General features: G+C 61.6%; 10 protein-coding genes. 3 read left to right on the top strand and 7 right to left on the bottom strand.

The genetic code is table 11. The features are described from left to right. The first annotated feature begins 94 nt into the window (after positions 1 to 94). A complete protein-coding gene (gene ybaL / locus AB7783_RS13495; RefSeq protein ID WP_441277908.1) occupies positions 95 to 1,786 on the top strand; it encodes a YbaL family putative K(+) efflux transporter in 1,692 nt (563 codons plus the stop codon). 22 nt (positions 1,787 to 1,808) lie between these two features. Here ybaL and AB7783_RS13490 read toward each other — a convergent pair whose 3' ends face one another. The 5 genes from AB7783_RS13490 to AB7783_RS13470 form a co-directional block, all read right to left on the bottom strand. Then, a complete protein-coding gene (locus AB7783_RS13490) occupies positions 1,809 to 2,513 on the bottom strand; it encodes an SDR family oxidoreductase (RefSeq protein WP_441277907.1) in 705 nt (234 codons plus the stop codon). 140 nt (positions 2,514 to 2,653) lie between these two features. Next, positions 2,654 to 3,181 carry a DUF3455 domain-containing protein gene (locus tag AB7783_RS13485; protein WP_441277906.1) on the bottom strand — a complete coding sequence of 176 codons (528 nt, stop codon included), beginning with the start codon at positions 3,179 to 3,181 and terminating at the stop codon, positions 2,654 to 2,656. A 45-nt stretch (positions 3,182 to 3,226) separates the two neighbouring features. Further along, positions 3,227 to 5,293, bottom strand: a complete 2,067-nt coding sequence (locus AB7783_RS13480; protein ID WP_441277905.1) for a prolyl oligopeptidase family serine peptidase — start codon at positions 5,291 to 5,293, stop codon at positions 3,227 to 3,229. 94 nt (positions 5,294 to 5,387) lie between these two features. Further along, complete coding sequence (locus AB7783_RS13475) at positions 5,388 to 6,602, bottom strand: NADP-dependent isocitrate dehydrogenase (RefSeq protein ID WP_093756512.1); 1,215 nt, start codon at positions 6,600 to 6,602, stop codon at positions 5,388 to 5,390. A gap of 206 nt (positions 6,603 to 6,808) precedes the next feature. Continuing rightward, positions 6,809 to 8,533: a carbamoyltransferase C-terminal domain-containing protein gene (locus AB7783_RS13470; RefSeq protein ID WP_441277904.1), complete on the bottom strand. Its 1,725-nt coding sequence runs from the start codon at positions 8,531 to 8,533 to the stop codon at positions 6,809 to 6,811. Between the two features lie 312 nt (positions 8,534 to 8,845). On the opposite strand from AB7783_RS13470, the gene AB7783_RS13465 reads away from it, so the two are divergent. Both AB7783_RS13465 and AB7783_RS13460 read left to right on the top strand, forming a co-directional pair. Next, positions 8,846 to 10,060: a TrmJ/YjtD family RNA methyltransferase gene (locus AB7783_RS13465; RefSeq protein ID WP_441277903.1), complete on the top strand. Its 1,215-nt coding sequence runs from the start codon at positions 8,846 to 8,848 to the stop codon at positions 10,058 to 10,060. Positions 10,061 to 10,278: 218 nt separating this feature from the next. Then, positions 10,279 to 11,097 carry an isocitrate lyase/PEP mutase family protein gene (locus tag AB7783_RS13460; RefSeq protein ID WP_441277902.1) on the top strand — a complete coding sequence of 273 codons (819 nt, stop codon included), beginning with the start codon at positions 10,279 to 10,281 and terminating at the stop codon, positions 11,095 to 11,097. A gap of 121 nt (positions 11,098 to 11,218) precedes the next feature. Here the strand turns inward: AB7783_RS13460 and AB7783_RS13455 are convergent, their stop codons facing one another. Continuing rightward, positions 11,219 to 15,547, bottom strand: a complete 4,329-nt coding sequence (locus AB7783_RS13455; protein ID WP_441277901.1) for a hypothetical protein — start codon at positions 15,545 to 15,547, stop codon at positions 11,219 to 11,221. A 119-nt stretch (positions 15,548 to 15,666) separates the two neighbouring features. Continuing rightward, positions 15,667 to 16,368 carry a hypothetical protein gene (locus tag AB7783_RS13450; RefSeq protein ID WP_441277900.1) on the bottom strand — a complete coding sequence of 234 codons (702 nt, stop codon included), beginning with the start codon at positions 16,366 to 16,368 and terminating at the stop codon, positions 15,667 to 15,669. Between the last annotated feature and the right edge of the window lie 136 nt (positions 16,369 to 16,504).

Here is a 16,504-nt window from a genome sequence, read left to right as displayed (position 1 = left end):
CCCCATCTCGCGATGACGTGACCGCTCGCGCCTGCGACCATGAGTAGCCCTCGTTAAGGGTGGCATCCCACGCGCCCATGCGGCAAAAAGCGGCATGGAGCATAACACCCCGCTGATTTCCACCGTCGTCGTTGGCCTCGTACTGGCATTCATCCTCGGCCTGATCGCACAGCGTATTCGCGTTTCGCCGTTGGTCGGCTATCTGCTCGCCGGCGTCTTCATGGGCCCATTTACGCCCGGCTATGTGGCGGACCAGAATATCGCCAATGAACTCGCGGAAATCGGCATCATCCTGCTGATGTTTGGCGTAGGCCTGCATTTCTCGCTGAAGGATTTGCTGTCGGTCAAGAATATCGCGATCCCCGGGGCCATCGTGCAGATCGCCGTGGCTACCCTGCTCGGCATCGGTCTCGGCGAGGCGCTCGGCTGGTCGTTCGGTGGCGGCCTTGTGTTCGGCCTCGCGCTGTCGGTGGCTTCGACGGTGGTGCTGCTTCGCGCGCTGCAGGAACGACGCCTGGTGGACAGCGAACGAGGCCGTATCGCCATCGGTTGGCTGATCGTCGAGGATCTCGTAATGGTGCTGACGCTGGTGCTGCTGCCAGCGATCGCAGGGCTGCTCAAGGGCGAGGGCAATGGTGCCAGCATGTCAGCGTTGGCGATGCCGGTGCTGATCACGCTCGGCAAGGTCGCGGGATTCGTCATTTTCATGCTGGTGGTCGGTCGCCGCGTCATTCCGATGCTGCTGCACTATGTGGCGCATACCGGCTCGCGCGAACTGTTTCGTCTCGCGGTGTTCGCGATCTCGCTTGGGGTCGCCTTCGGCGCAGCCCTCATATTCGACGTGTCATTCGCGCTCGGTGCGTTCTTTGCGGGCATGATCCTCAGCGAATCCGAACTCAGCCAGCGCGCTGCCAACGAGACGCTGCCGCTGCGCGACGCGTTTGCGGTGCTGTTCTTCGTCTCGGTCGGCATGCTGGTCGATCCGGCGATCATCCTGCGCGAGCCGCTGCCGCTGCTCGCCACCGTGTTCATCATCCTGTTCGGCAAGTCGGCGGCTGCCTTCGGCATCGTCCGGCTGTTCGGCTATCCGACCTCGACGGCGCTGACGATCTCCGCCTCGCTGGCGCAGATCGGCGAATTCTCCTTCATTCTCGTCAGCCTTGGCGTGGGCCTCGGCCTGCTGCCCGATCGCGGCCGCGATCTCGTGCTCGCCGGCGCGATTATCTCGATCATGCTCAACCCGCTGTTCTTCGCATTGCTCGATCGCCTACTGGCCGACAAGGACGCGAAAGCGGCGGCAGCGAGTGAAGCGGCCGCTGCGGACAGCAAGGAGAAGGCGGTCACGCGCGTCCCGTTGCCGGAGACGCAACTCAAGGATCACGTCGTGCTAGTCGGCCATGGTCGTGTCGGCAGCGTAGTCAGCAGGGCGCTGCGCTTGAACAACACGCCGCTGCTGGTGATCGAGGACACGCCGGGCGTTGTCGAGCGTCTGCAGAAGGAAGGTGTTGAGGTCGTCACCGGCAATGCCGCGGCGCCGGACATGTTGCAGGCTGCAAATGTGATGGGCGCCAGGGGATTGCTCGTCGCCATCCCGGACGCCTTCGAAGGCGGTCAGATCGTCGCCAAGGCCCGTGCGCTCAACCCTACGCTTCCAATCATCGCCCGCGCCCATTCCGAAGAAGAGATCGCGCATCTCAAGCATCACGGCGCCAATGTCGTGATCATGGGCGAGCAGGAAATCGCCAAGGCGATGCTGCTGCAGATCGGCGCGACGGCGGCCGTTTAGTCGCGCCGTTGCGATCAGGTCATCACACCGACCGCGTCATGCCGCCATCGACGCGAATGTTCTGGCCGGTGATATAGCCAGCGCCATCCGATGCGAGGAATGCGACCGTGGCTGCGATCTCGTCGCTCTTGCCATAGCGTTGCATCGGGACGCTCTGGCGCCGCTCTTCGGTGGCGGGCAGGCTGTCGATCCAGCCGGGCAGCACATTGTTCATCCGTACATTGTCGGCGGCAAAACTATCCGCGAACAATTTTGTGTAAGAGGCGAGACCGGCGCGGAACACGGCGGAAGTCGGAAACATCGCTGAGGGCTCGAATGCCCATGCGGTGGAGATATTGATGATCGCACCGGATTTCTGCTTCTGCATGATCGGCGTCACCAGTCGCGTTGGCCGGATCACGTTCATCAGGTAGACATCCATGCCGGTGTGCCACTGCTCGTCGGTGATATCGAGCAGCGGCGCACGCGGGCCATGACCGGCGCTGTTTACCAGTGCGTCGATCCGGCCCCATTTCTCCAGCGTGCCATCCACCAGCCGCTTCAGATCGTCGCTCGACTGGTTGGAGCCGGTGACGCCAATGCCGCCGAGCTCTTGCGCCAACGCTTCACCTTTCCCCGATGAAGACAGGATCGCGACCTTGAAGCCGTCGGCGGCAAGGCGGCGCGCGGATGCGGCGCCCATGCCGCTTCCACCCGCGGTGATGACGGCGACTTTGTTAGATGACATGAGGCGGTCTCCCTGACTGTTTTTCTGGTCGTCTTGCTCTAGCGGCAAATCGTTCGGCGTAAAAACGCAAATCCCGGAGCCTGGCTCTGTGCCTGCTTGGTATTGTCCACGGCGCCGGAGTGTCCACCGGCGAAATGTCCTTAGCCTTTGCGCAGGAACACGTAGTCGGCCGAATAGGGCTCGCTCTGTAAAGTGCCGGCGCCGCTGCAGGTGCCGCCGAGCGTGCCGCCAACGGTGTTGATGCGCTGTACCGTGGTCACGCCGCTCAACATGCCGCTGCCGCGATGCGAGGCGGCTTCGAGGCGAAGCCACGGAATGTCCTTGGCAGTGGTGCCTGGTGCGTTGCCGGTCACCTTACCGACCACCGCGCTGCCATCGCTGTATTCCCAGTTCGGTCCGACATAGTGCCGCCCCACGGTCTTGCCATCGGCCATCAGCGTGGCGATCGGCTCGCGGAACGTCCATGTCAACTTTCCTGAAGCGTCGACCTTGCACTCATAGACCTGCGCGCCTTCAGCATGCAGCTTGGCGATCTGCGTCTCGCCGGGGGCTGCAATCGCATCCGGCACCTGCGCCAAAGCAGAGAATGCGCCCGCGACACTGAGCGAGAGCGTGACAATCGTGGTCAGGGTCGGGCGTTTGAAAACATGTGGCGTATTGCAGGTCATGTGAACCCTCTCTTGCTCGGGTTGGTAGTTGCTCTGTCGTTCGTTTTACGCAGCTCCAATCGTCCGCCGTAGAAACGCAAATCCCAGAGCCTGGCTCTGTGCCTGCTTGGTATTGTCGACGGCGCCGGAGTGTCCGCCCGCCACCGTCTCGTTGAACCAGACGGGATAGCCGAGCTCTTCGAGCTTCGCGGCCATCTTGCGGGCGTGGCCGGGATGGACGCGGTCGTCGGTGCGGTTGGTAGTGATGAAGATCGGCGGATAATTCTGGCCTGCCGCGGCGAGATGATAGGGCGAGTATTTCTGCAGATAGGCCCACTCATCGGGAATTTCCGGATCACCATATTCGGCGATCCAGCTCGCGCCGGCGAGCAGCTTGGTATAGCGCGCCATATCGAGCAGCGGCACGCTGCACCAGATGGCGCCGAACAGTTCCGGATAGCGCGTCAGCATGTTGCCGACCAGCAGGCCACCATTGCTGCCGCCGTGGCACGCAAGCTTTTGCGCCGTCGTGATGCCAGACGCTGCGAGATCGCGCGCCACCGCAGCGAAGTCGTCATGCGCCACATGCTTGGTGATCTTGCGCGAAGCCAGATGCCACGCCGGGCCGAACTCACCACCACCGCGGATATTGGCGATGGCGTAGAGATGACCTTGTTCGAGCCATAGCTTGCCGGCGATGCCCATATAGGCGGGCGTCAGCGATATCTCGAAGCCGCCATAGCCATAGAGAATCGTCGGCCGGGGCGGGGCGCCGGCCGAGAGATTCTTGCCGATCAGGAAGTAGGGGATCCTGGTGCCGTCCGCCGCCACCGCATGGCGCTGCTGCACCTCGATGCCCTCGGGATCGAAATTGGGCGGCGAGTTCTTCAGCGGCTCGGGTGCGCCGTGGCCGGTCCACAGTGCCGTCGTTGTCGGCCGGTCGAAGCCCGTGACGGTGAAGAGCATGTCGGTGCCGAGATCGGGATCGTCCTCGCCGCCGAAATTCTGCGCCGAGATCGTGGCGTTATCGGGCAATCCCGGAAGTGCCGTCTCGCGCCACCCGGCCTCGCTTCGCTGCAGCAATGCGAGACGGCCGCGGACGTTATCGAGGATTTCGAGCACGATGCCGTGCCGGGTCTCCGACCATGACTGCAGCGCGCGGGTCGGTGTCGGCATGAAGACGATCTCGAAATCGCGTGCGCCAGACAGGAAGCGATCGAGGTCGATGACGGCGAGTGCGCCGGTCGGGATCGTCTGGTCGCCGACGGTCCAGTCCTGTTTCGGGCTGATCAGGAGATCGTCCGCTTCTGCCGAGACCGAGACTTCTTCCGGCAGTTCGAGGCGCAGGCGCTTTCCGGCATGCGGGCCATGCTTGCGCTCGACTGATATATGCGAGCGCGTGAAATCCAGCGCGCGCCAGTACATCACGCCTTCATGGCTCGGTCGGCGGTTGACGCCGAACCAGGCGGCCACGTCCTGCTTCTCGACCTCGAAGACGGTTTCAGCCGCAGCCAACGGTGTGCCGCGCGTCCATTTGCGTACGGTGCGGGTATAGCCGGCCTCGGTGCTGTCCTCGGGCGTCTGCGCGCTGCCGAGCAGCAGCGTGTCCTGATCGACCCAGCTCACCTGCGTCTTGGCTTTCGGGATGATGAAGCCGTCGGCAACGAAGCTCTTGCTGGGAATATCGAACTCACGCACTTCGATGGCGTCGGTGCCGTTGAACGACAGGCTGATCAACGCGCGGGTCTTGTCCGGCGAGCGCGCAGCACCTGCGAAGGCCCAGGAGATGCCTTCCGCTTGGTTCAGTGCATCGATGTCGAGCAGCACGTCCCATTCAGGCGTATCGGTCTTGTAGCTCTCCAGCGTCGTGCGGCGCCAAAGCCCGCGCGGGTGAGCGGCGTCTTTCCAGAAATTATAGAGATAGTCGCCAGACTTTCCGACGAAGGGAATGCGATCGTCGGCGTCGAGGATTTTCATGACTGCGTCGAAGTCGCGCTTGTAGCTATCGTGGCAGAGGAAGCCGTCGGTCCGCGCATTCTGTGCCTCGACCCATGCCACGGCTTTCTCGCCCTCGATTTCTTCGAGCCAGACATATGGATCATTGCTGCCGTCGGCGGGATTTGGCGCAGTCATGGGTCACCTCGAAAACGGAACGTCTCAAAAAGAAAGTCCGGGGTGCCTGAGGCAACCCGGACTTTCGGATGGTGCAGTCAGGAGAGGGCGGAAATCAGGCCGCCAGTTCCTTGGTCAGGTTTTCCGCGACCTTGTCGAGGAAGCCCGTGGTCGAGAGCCAGCGCTGATCGGCGCCGACCAGCAGCGCCAGATCCTTGGTCATGTAGCCGGCTTCGACGGTGTCGACGCAGACCTTTTCGAGGGTCTTGGCGAACTTCGCCAGCTCGGCATTGTTGTCGAGCTTGGCGCGGTGGGCGAGACCCTGGGTCCAGGCGAAGATCGACGCGATCGAGTTGGTCGAGGTTTCCTTGCCCTTCTGGTGCTCGCGGTAGTGACGGGTCACGGTGCCGTGGGCAGCTTCGGCTTCCACCACCGAACCGTCCGGCGTCAGCAGCACCGAGGTCATCAGGCCGAGCGAGCCGTAGCCCTGGGCCACGGTGTCGGACTGCACGTCGCCATCGTAGTTCTTACAGGCCCAGACATAGCCACCGGACCACTTCATGGCGGCAGCCACCATGTCGTCGATCAGGCGATGCTCGTAGGTGATCTTCGCGGCTTCGAACTTGGTCTTGAATTCGGCGTCGAAGATTTCCTGGAAGATGTCCTTGAAGCGACCGTCATAGACCTTGAGGATGGTGTTCTTGGTCGACAGATAGACCGGAACGCCGCGCGACAGGCCGTAGTTCAGCGATGCGCGTGCGAAGTCGCGGATCGAGTCGTCGAGGTTGTACATGCTCATGGCGACGCCGGCGCCCGGAGCCTGGAACACTTCGCGCTCGATCACGGTGCCGTCTTCACCGACGAACTTCATCGTCAGCGTGCCCTTGCCCGGGAACTTGATGTCGGTGGCGCGATACTGGTCGCCGAAGGCGTGGCGGCCGATGATGATCGGCTTGGTCCAGCCAGGAACGAGACGCGGCACGTTGTTGCAGATGATCGGCTCGCGGAAGATCACGCCGCCGAGGATGTTGCGGATGGTGCCGTTCGGCGACTTCCACATCTGCTTGAGGCCGAATTCCTTCACGCGCGCTTCATCAGGGGTGATGGTGGCGCATTTCACGCCGACGCCGTATTTCTTGATCGCGTGGGCGGCGTCGATGGTGACCTGATCGTCGGTCTTGTCGCGGTATTCCATCCCGAGGTCGAAATACATCAGGTTGACGTCAAGGAAGGGGTTGATCAGCTTGTCCTTGATGTACTGCCAGATGATCCGGGTCATCTCATCGCCGTCGAGTTCGACGACGGGGTTGGCTACCTTGATTTTTGCCATGGTGGTTCGGGCCTTTAGCGCGTTGCGGGAGGGATGATTTGTAGGGGGGCTATAGCACCGCGCAGGACCCGGCGAAAGCCGGGGCGTCATGCAGTTTCGGCGCAATTTTCAGCCCAAAACGCAGGCTGTTTTTGCTCAAAATGCAGCCTGCGCCGCGGTGCCCGCCGCGGCGTACCAGCTCACCGGCAGGCTGCCGTGCCGTGCCGTTACGCCGCGTCGCGCCGGTACAGGCCGCCGGTGGTCACCAGGAAGTCGATCCGCCGGTCGAGCAGCGCCCGCAGCGCTTCGTCCGGGCTGTTGACGATGGGCTCCTCGTGCACATTGAAGCTGGTATTGACCAGCACCGGCAATCCGCTGGCCCGGGCAAACCCCTCGACAATGTCATAATAGAGCGGGTTGTCCGGACGCGCGATCACCTGCGGCCGCGCCGACCCATCGACATGGACCACGGCGGGGATGCGGTCCCGCCATTCCGGCTTCACATCGCAGGCGATGGTCATGTAGCGGCAGGCGCGCGCATTGACGGGATTGACGTCGAACACGTCCGCGGCACGCTCAGTGGTGATCACGGGGGCGAACGGCATGAATTCGGAACGGCTCAGCCGTTCGTTCAAGAGGTCGTGGGTGCCGCGCCGGGCCGGATTGGCGAGGATGGTCCGGGCGCCGAGCGCGCGGGGGCCATATTCCATCCGGCCATTGTAGATCGCGCCGATCTCGCCCGCCACCAGCCGCGTCACCGCGCCATCGACCGGCACCTCATTGACGCGGTAAATCCCCGGCGTGGCTGCGATGCCGTCGTCCAGCCCGGCCTGAAAATCGCGGCCGAGATAGACATCCCCGAGATCGCGGCGGCGGCCCAGCCATGGCACGAGGCCGTCGCGCTGCATCAGGTAGGACAGCGCACCGCCGATCGGCAGGCCGTCGTCGCCCATCGCCGGGAAAATGAACAGTTCATCGATCGGCAACTGCTCGGCGAGCAGGCGGTTGAGCTTGACGTTGGCGAACACGCCGCCGGACAGGCCGAGATGTCGCGCCGGATGCCGCTGCAACAGGCGCTGCAGCGACAGCAGCATGGTGTCTTCCAGCACCTTCTGGATCGACGCCGCAAAATCCTCCCGGCCGGCCTGTTTGGCCAGCCGGCGCATCAAGGCGTTCATCTGGTGATAGCTGCGAAAGCTGGACTGGATACGTCCGTCCGGGGCGACCGAAAAATACCCGGCGATCGTATCGGCGGCTGTCGGTTTCCCCATGGCCGCGAGCCCGGTCAGCTTGCCCTCGTGCCGGTTGGGCCGAAATCCGAGCGACTTGGTCGCCGCGCTATAGGCGCGGCCCAGGCTGTCGACGGGATTTGGCAGGAACAGACAGGCGTCGTCGCCATAGAGCGTCGTCAGGCGGTGGTCGGCGAAGTGCCGGTAGCTGTAATTGACATTGTCGCCGCCGCCATCGGCCGTCACCAGCAGGGCATCTGGCCACGGGCTGTAGAACAAAGTGGGCAGCGCATGCGCTTCGTGGTGGTTGTAAAAATGGATCGCGGCGTCGTCGCGGAAACCGCCGTCGCGCCGCCACGCCGCGGCATCGAAGACGTCCTCTGCCCGCGGCGCGCGGTAGCGATGCTGCTCGGCTCCGAGCAGCAGGCGGTCCTTGCCGACCCGGCTGCGATACTGCTCGTGCAGCCAGCGGAGGCCACCGAGGCGCGGGAAGTAGGCCTTGGGAAACATCGCGCGGCTGGAGGCGACGACGTCGACATCGCGCCGGGTGGCGCCGGCGATCGACAGCACTTCGTCGATGGCCGCATCAGGATGAACGCTGCCATCGCTCTTGCGCCGGGTCAGTCGCTCCAGCGCGATGGCAGCCTTCAGATCGTAATCTTCGAAAATGGCGACGGCGGCGTCATGGACGCCGGAGTGAACGCTGAGGATAAGCTGAGGCATGAAGGCTGCAAGGTCGTTCCCGGGGGTCGCACATTACCCGCCCCCTGTTACGACCCGCAATTCACGAACGCTTGGCCGGGAACCCGCCTTCATCCGGATTGTCAGGCCGCGTCTGGCATCCGCCGGCAATTCGTCGTAGGGCTGCATCGCAGATAGCTCCGGAGGGCGGGTTATTCGCATCCAGATGCCCGGCTAAGCCCCTTGTATCGCTCGCCAATTGGCGATCTCCGAGGGGCCCCGGATGAGGTGTTGAATCAAAACCTTCACGGGTTGATTCAAGACCTTCAGAGATTGAATCAGAAAGTGAAGTGTATGTCCGGTTCAGGCACCGACTCTACCAAGGCGCATACCGACCTGGTCGGCCCCGTTGTCATCCTCGTCGAACCGCAGCTCGGCGAGAACATCGGCATGTGCGCGCGGGCCATGGGCAATTTCGGCCTGACCCGGCTGCGTATCGTCAACCCGCGTGATGGCTGGCCGAACGTCCATGCCCGCCGGGCAGCCTCCGGCGCCGACCACATCCTCGACAAGGTCGAGCTGTTCGACACCGTCGAGCAGGCGGTCGCCGACTGCACTTTGCTGTTCGCCACCACCGCCCGGGCGCATGACCAGGCCAAGCCGGTGGTCGCCCCCGAGGCCGCCGCCGCCGAGACCATCGCCCATGTGGCCACCGGCGCGACCGCCGGCATCCTGTTCGGCCGCGAGCGCTACGGGCTCCAGAACGAGGAGGTCGCGCTCGCCAACCGGATCATCACCTTCCCGGTCAACCCGGCCTTCGCCTCGCTCAACCTCGCCCAGGCGGTTCTGCTGTGCGGCTATGAATGGTTCAAGCAGGCGACCTCCAACGCGCTGCCCTACGCCATGCCCGAGCGGTCGGAGCCGGCCTCCCAACACCAGATGAGCGCCTTCTTCGACAACCTCGTCGGCGAGCTCGACAAGGTCGAATTCCTGCGCCCGCCGGAAAAGCGCGACACCATGCTGGTCAACCTGCGCAACATCTTCACCCGGATGGAGCCGACCAAGCAGGACATGCACACGCTGCACGGCGTGGTGATGGCCATCGCCGAGGGCCGCAAGGGCCCCGCCAAGGGCGGCGTGCTCGACGGCGAACAGGCGACCCGGCTGCGGGCGCTTTTGGCCGAACACGGGCAGGGCGCGCAGGCGCATGAGAGCGGCACGGTCCGCGGCTTGGCGCGCATGCTCCGCCGCAATCCGACCGATGCCGAGCGGCTGTTGTGGGATCAGCTCCGCGCCGACCGCCGCTTCGCCGGCCAGTTCAAGCGCCAGACCCCGGTGGGCCGCCACATCCCGGATTTCGTCTCCTTCCCGGAGCGGATCGCCATCGAGCTGGTCAATCCCGGCGAGACCGAAGTGATTGTCAGCGACCGCGCGTCCCGGCAGACCTGGCTGCAGGAGCGCGGCTATCGCGTGATCGCGATGCGGGCGGACGATGTCACGCGTGACATCGCGGCCGAGCTGGACCGGCTTGAGGCGTTGCTGGCGAGCGGCATGCCGGGGCAGGGGTGACAGACTGTCATTCCGGGGCGCGTGCCCCTTCGCACGCGAACCCGGAATCTCGATGTCGCCTGGCTCAGTCTGAGACGCCCATGTCGAGATTCCGGGTTCGGTCCCGCCGCCTGCGGCGTCGGTGCCGCCCCGGAATGACAGCGTGATGAAGCGCCGGTCCTGGGCTACGATGGCAGTGACCAGCCGCGATCAACGCGGCACTAAGACCGGGAGGCCCCATGACCATCTCCACCGCCGAGAAGCGCGCCAACTTCCGCAAGCTGCACGAGTCCGGCTGCTTCGTGCTGCCCAATCCCTGGGATGTCGGCAGCGCCCGCTATCTCGCGCATCTCGGCTTCAAGGCGCTGGCCTCGACGTCAGCCGGCTATGCCTGGTCCACCGGCCGTCCCGACAACAAAGTCACCGCAGACGACGTCATCGAACATCTCGCGCTGCTCTCCGCCGCCACCGATCTCCCCGTGAATGCCGATTTCGAGGCCGGCTTCGCCGATGACCCCGCAGGCGTCGCCGCCAATGTCGCCCGCGCGGTCAAAAGTGGAATCGCTGGCCTCTCCATCGAGAACTCCACCGGAAAGTCCGACAAGCCGCTCTATGACGACGCGCTCGCCGTCGAGCGCATCAAGGCCGCCCGCGCCGCCATCGACAGCGTCGATCCCGCGGTGATGCTGGTCGCGCGCTGCGAAGGTTTTCTGCATGGCGAGCGCGACCTCAAGAAGACCACGGCGCGGCTCATAGCCTTTGCGGAGGCCGGCGCCGATTGCCTCTACGCGCCGGGCGTCGCCACAGACGAGGAGATCACCACGCTGGTGAAGGCGATCGGCGGCAAGCCGCTCAATGTCCTGACCGTGCAGCCGACCATGACCGTGGCGCATCTCGCCAGCCTCGGCGTCCGCCGCATCAGCGTCGGCGGCGCGCTGGCGCGCGTGGCCTGGGCGGGATTCATGGGCGCGGCGCAGGAGATCGCCGGGCAGGGGACGTTCACGGCCTTTGCGCAGGGCGCGAAGGGCGGGGAGTTGAATAAGATGTTTGGTAGCTGAGCAAAACTCTCGTCATTTCGGGCGTGCGCGCCGAAATATGGGTATAACGAGGAGTGAGAGGCGGCGCGTAGTGCGCCAGCACAATGCCTCCAGCGAAACGTTTGTGTTGTTGGACCAGGCGTCAAGCGTTCTCTTTCTTGAGGCGAGGCCGAAGGTTAAGTCCTTTAGCCATGAGCTTAACCGTGCCGCCAAGCTCTAAGGAGAGACGTTGAGCCTCCTCGTCAATAACGGCTATTAGCTCCTCAAAGTCGATCATCTTTCCAGTCTTCGGGTGCTGCCATTCTCGTTCTCTTGCAATCGTTATGAGAAGGCAGCCCGCACGGCAGTCATCTGCTGCCATATATTTTGTCAGCAGTTGATCGTGAAGGGTATTGAATAGGTCATTTCCTGACCGTTGATCTCCAAGCTTCAATTCAATCGTTCCTTGCTGATTAGAACCGGTCGATCTGAATCTGATGTCCGTTTCCTTCTCGTCCGCGGTTACCGCCTCTTGGTCGATTGTATAGCTGTGGCTAGCGGTGTCTCGTAAAGCGCGCGCTATCTCTCGCCGCATGACGTGTTCATCGCTGATGCTGGCCCATAGCTCGCGCGGCGAAATATCTTGAAGCAGGAGGTCGTCTATATCACTGAGGCGATCTTTCATAAGCATGAACATCGCGTCGCGCGTCTTTGGAGGTGTCTCGCCGGTCCCATCTAAAGTAACAAACTCAGCTTCAGAGATAACCACGTTGTCTGCCTCTTCAGCGGCTGCTTCTTCGGCCAGAGCTATCGTTCGGCCCTTGATGTGCTCGAAGAGGGGGTCGTGAGCCATTTCGATCTTCGCTGACCATCCATCTGGACCCGTTGTGGCCAACAAGGTGCTGAGGATCGCGTTGCGAGCTTTCTCTGCATTATCTCGTGTGTCTGGTGAATAGGAGCCCTCGTGATGGGCGTCGTCGCCGACTCGAACGTGCTGATAGGAGAGCCGAAGCAGCTGAAGTAAGAGCGGTGGCGTAAAGCCGGGCGCTCGCAGATCGACGGCGACGCCGCCATAGTCACTGTCGAATAGCTTCGCGAACAATTTGACGCCCAACCCATCTTTTGATGCAGTGCTTTCTTTGAGGCCATTATCAAGAGCCTCAACACCGGCGGATGGATTAAGATAGAGCAGAGCTGGTAACCACACGTTTGCGAAAGGAGACGCGACGCCATTGGTCAAGTAATGCTGTGCCGTTCTCTCGATAAACAAGCGATCGTCATCGTTTCCATTTTTGATGAGAATTTCGATTGCCTGACGGAGATTGTGTTCTGGGCGGGATCGGCTCTGTTCCGTATCAGTCTGCGCAATTTCTAGTAGCCAGCTCCGAATTCGAGGAATGAACAGCGTTGATACGATTGCGGAAGCATGGCTCACGTTCTGCAAGAACATCGAATAGGCGTTGGCGCTCGTGAGCTCGTGCAGCGAAAGGCTCAGTTCTTTCCCAAGTACTCGATCAATTGCAGCCGGATGTTCGATGGCGAGGCTTTCAAGCCATGATGGAAAGCCGTTTAGCTCCATTGGAGCGTAGCGACATGCTAGCTCTGCTTCTTGGTCGGTTATTCGTTTAGCCCAGTTAGGATCCTCGGCCTCCGCTGCGATCCCCGCGAGGCCAAACTGCCATTTGACTAGAAAAGTGTCTTGCTCGCCTTCAGGGCGTTCGCTGCGCAGCGTGGGCGCATCCTTGCGCCACGCAGCCATCATCGTTTCACGAAGCCGGTCCGCAACTCCCTTTCCAAATTGCTCCTCGATGAAACGTCGGTTCCATCCTGCGGCACGGCTTTCATCGCCGGATCGCTCGACGGCGTTCCATAGGTTCCAAGCTGTGTGCTCCGCTCGGTTTGCAGCAAATACCGCATCGGGGTCTCTAGCAATTTCCCGCCAGAAGATCACCCAACTGGCATGGGCTTTCGCCGTGCGTCGTTCAATTTGCTTTGTGCGCTTATCGTTAGCCGCCTGCATTCTGCGAAGCTCAGCGCTACCCTCCTGCGGCTTCAAGCGGTCGTTGATGATCTTGGTAAGGGACGGTGCATCTGAGACAAGCGGTTTTAGAGATTCAAGAAGTGCTCGGGGATCTGTCGTGGCGTTGTTGAGTAGGAGCATTTCACTCCACAGCATCATCTCGCGATGTTCAAGCGGCTCGTCCTGTTTGGCTAGCCGCTTTTGAACCCAAGTCGAGTCCTTTTCGTCGCTCAACTGAATGCCGCCGTGGCGTGAAAGATTGTAGACTCGGTTCCACGAGTCACTGGATTGATGCAACTGTGCGAGAAATGCGTCTTCTCCCCAGAAAGCAGACTCGCGGGCATCAGCGGGAAGGTCTGCTAATGCTTGTCGCAGTCCTGCCAAGGATTTTCTCTCGCTGTAGTGGTCATCTGAGAGACGGACCGCTAGCATGCTTGACGTCGTCCATGCCTCGGTCTTGATACCAGCTGCTGCCTGCCGCTGGCAGGCGGCAACGAGCGCAGGAATCAGGTCGGGGCGGTTCGTTCGCAGGTGCGGAAACTTATCGGGTTTCCACGCAATACCTTCAAGAATTAAGTCTGTAATTCCTTGACGCAATTGATCAAGATATTCCGGTAGAAGCTCTGTGAGTTCAATCTCGCTCGGTAGTCTATAAGTTAAGTCCCCGACACCACGTGATTTTTCTTTCACTCGTCGAAGTATTTGCGACAGTCGCTCGACGGGCATATGTGTGGGAAAGAGGCTTGTTATTGCTTGGCGTGCCAAGGTGTCCGGCCATAGAACAGGATCTTTTTCGATCGTGCTCGCGAGTTGGTCGAGGCGCGGGTCCATCAGTTGCAACAGGGCCTCGATCGCGAGGCCACGCTCGCGGTGGGGGCGGTTGCTATCCATTGCGGCTGCGTAAGCAATATCAGAACATTCAATGAGTTTTCCCGCTGCGATAATCTGCAGCAAAAGGTCGCGGACTTCGGGATTTTCGATCCCTCGATCCCAGAGGTGCTTAATGCTGTCTGCAAGCTCTTGGGATGCAAAACGATGTACCTGGATGCGTGGCGTCCGCAAGCCACGCCACCCGCCGCCGCCGTAACGACTGACATACGCGTTCAAAGCCCTGACCCGTTGTGCTGGGCGCAGCGACTGCGGATCCCCATGATCCAGGACGACGGCGGGATCGATTGTAACAATGTCGTCAAAGATAGTGTCCTGTGAAAGCGCGAGCCACGCGGCGATCGGGCGCATTGACGGTCTCACGACTGGGGCACCCTGGGCAGTCTCAGCAAATAACAATCGCTTAATCGATTTGACCGAGACACCTCGCCCGAGCAGCGTATCTAATCGTTTCGCTGCGAGAACTTCGACTACGGATCGATGGTGAAAGCGAACCCGCCCGTAACTAGCAAAGCCGAATAACGGGCGTTCTAGCAACGTAGTCTGTGTTTCCGCGCTCCAATCCTGCAAGACTTTTGATACATCAAGCGCGGCCTCACTCGCCAGAACACTGTCGACGTCAGCGCTGTGTCGCAGTGTAAGTTTGCGGGTCAACATAGCTGCTAGCGCTAGTCGGCTGGCTCCTTCAGTTGCAGCTTCTTGCGAAAGTTCAGTTCTTTCTTTTCGTTCTGTACTTGGCTTCAGTTTCATCGCGATATTGGTCTCGACCTGCTCGCGATGCGATCGGATGCGGTGATGTTCGCGCCAATCGGAGCACAATTCGAGCAAATCTTGTGGTCGTTCAGCGAACTCTTCAGCGTCGCGTTGCCGAATATCGGCGAGAAGAGCTTCGGGATCTAGAACGCCTTGGAGCATCGCGAATGCGTGCATCTGCTCGCGTGACAACGGCATTAATCCAACGTTGCGCCACGCCGTAGGCCCAGCATTGCCTGTAGTCTTGCTCTTGCGGTCCATCAGAATGTCAGCAAAAGCTTCGGCCGTGGGTGCCGCTTCTTCCTTGGGAGGGATTGGTAGATTTCGGACTATTAGCTCTCGATCAATTGGGACTGGGCGAGTTGTGATTATGATTTTCGCCCTGCCGAGCTGGCCTGCGAGTGCCTTATTGAGACGCTTTAGGGCTTGATCAAACTTTCCAAGAGTGAGCTTCAGTTCATCGAAGGAGTCCAAAAAGAAGGTCGCAACCTCGGACTGAGATCGCAGCCATGCGTCGAAACGTTGCTCTTCTTCGCTCCCCAACATTTCGCGGACGGTGCTCAAAGCAAGGGTAGCGAGATCAAGAAAAAAGGCAGGTTCTCCATTGGCCCAGAGTCGCTTTTGCTGCTCTTGGCACTCGTAGGTTTTCCCTACGCCTGCCTCGGAGACAATGAGAATGCGCTCTGACTTAAGAACTTCATCCCAGCCGAAAGCGCCTCTCCAGCCAATTCGGGAGAGCACGCTGGCCTTTTCGATATCAGCGACCTCTTCGTCGGATAAGTCGCGGAATGTGCGATTGAGGGAAGATTGGGAGTGGGATGCGTCGATCATATATTTTGAGCCATCGCTGTAATGCAATAAAGAGTGGATACTCGCGGTAATTGTGTGTCGCAAGTATCTATCCTTTGACGCATATCAACTCGCCGGAGTCGTTTACCGCTCTCCGGTGCCTACCGCCTCCTTCTCGGCCCCCTCGACCGCAGCGCCGCATGGTCCCGCTCCAGCGGCGTATGCGCGTCCTCCAGCAAGGCCATCGCTTCATCGGGGATGCGGTCGATATTGACGCCGCCGCGGCGCATTTCCTTCAGCGCTTTGCGGATCGCGGTGTCGCGGTCGATCCAGTCCTGGCCGGTGCGCGCCGGCGCATCGGGGCGGCGGCGCGGGCGGCGGTTGCCCATGGCTTCCAGCCGCGCCATCTTCACCACCTGCATGGCCTGGATCAGCCGGTCGAGATCGACCGTGGGGCTGTTCCACAGCTCGGTGACACAGCGCTCGGCCAGCGCCTGCAGCTTCTCTCGCAGCACGCGCAGCTTCAGCCGGCGGCCGGCGCGGGCGCCCCGCAACGTATCGCTGGCCACAGGCGCAAACGGGTGACGCTGCCAGCCGCCCTCGCGGGCCCAGCGCCCGACGGTGCTGTGGGTCGCGCCGGTCCTCGCCGCGATCTGCTTGTAGGTCAGCGTCGTCTCCTCGATCAGGCGGCGCGCCGCGGCAACGGTGGCATTGGTGTGCAGCTTCTTGCATCCCTTCGGGCGGCCGCCCGGAACCGGCGGCGGTCCGGGATCGGCATCGACCCGAACGCGCGCCACCGTATCCGCGGAGGAGTCGATGACGCGGATGTTGGAGGGAAACAGAGGATAGGCAGGATAGCGCATGCTGACTCCCTTTAGACCGCGGCCAATCGAGAGTGGAATATATACCCATTGCAGAAGAGCGCAAGCGAGGCGTGGCTGGGTGCCGGACGGGTGCGGCTGGGCTTTGGTGTCATTCCGGGACGCAAAAGCTCCGCTC

It is taken from the genome of Tardiphaga sp. 172_B4_N1_3 (assembly GCF_052076035.1).
In the GTDB taxonomy this organism is placed as follows: Bacteria; Pseudomonadota; Alphaproteobacteria; order Rhizobiales; family Xanthobacteraceae; genus Tardiphaga; species Tardiphaga robiniae.
Note: the sequence above shows the minus strand (reverse complement) of the source record. Positions and strands in the feature narration are given on the sequence as shown.

Bases quoted from the DNA above. Each gene is read 5' to 3' on its own strand.
- AB7783_RS13460 (WP_441277902.1), top strand. From the start codon at position 10,279: ATGACCATCTCCACCGCCGAGAAGCGCGCCAACTTCCGCAAGCTGCAC.
- AB7783_RS13450 (WP_441277900.1), bottom strand. From the start codon at position 16,368: ATGCGCTATCCTGCCTATCCTCTGTTTCCCTCCAACATCCGCGTCATC.
- AB7783_RS13485 (WP_441277906.1), bottom strand. From the start codon at position 3,181: ATGACCTGCAATACGCCACATGTTTTCAAACGCCCGACCCTGACCACG.
- AB7783_RS13480 (WP_441277905.1), bottom strand. From the start codon at position 5,293: ATGACTGCGCCAAATCCCGCCGACGGCAGCAATGATCCATATGTCTGG.
- AB7783_RS13475 (WP_093756512.1), bottom strand. From the start codon at position 6,602: ATGGCAAAAATCAAGGTAGCCAACCCCGTCGTCGAACTCGACGGCGAT.
- AB7783_RS13470 (WP_441277904.1), bottom strand. From the start codon at position 8,533: ATGCCTCAGCTTATCCTCAGCGTTCACTCCGGCGTCCATGACGCCGCC.
- AB7783_RS13465 (WP_441277903.1), top strand. From the start codon at position 8,846: ATGTCCGGTTCAGGCACCGACTCTACCAAGGCGCATACCGACCTGGTC.
- AB7783_RS13455 (WP_441277901.1), bottom strand. From the start codon at position 15,547: ATGATCGACGCATCCCACTCCCAATCTTCCCTCAATCGCACATTCCGC.
- ybaL (WP_441277908.1), top strand. From the start codon at position 95: ATGGAGCATAACACCCCGCTGATTTCCACCGTCGTCGTTGGCCTCGTA.
- AB7783_RS13490 (WP_441277907.1), bottom strand. From the start codon at position 2,513: ATGTCATCTAACAAAGTCGCCGTCATCACCGCGGGTGGAAGCGGCATG.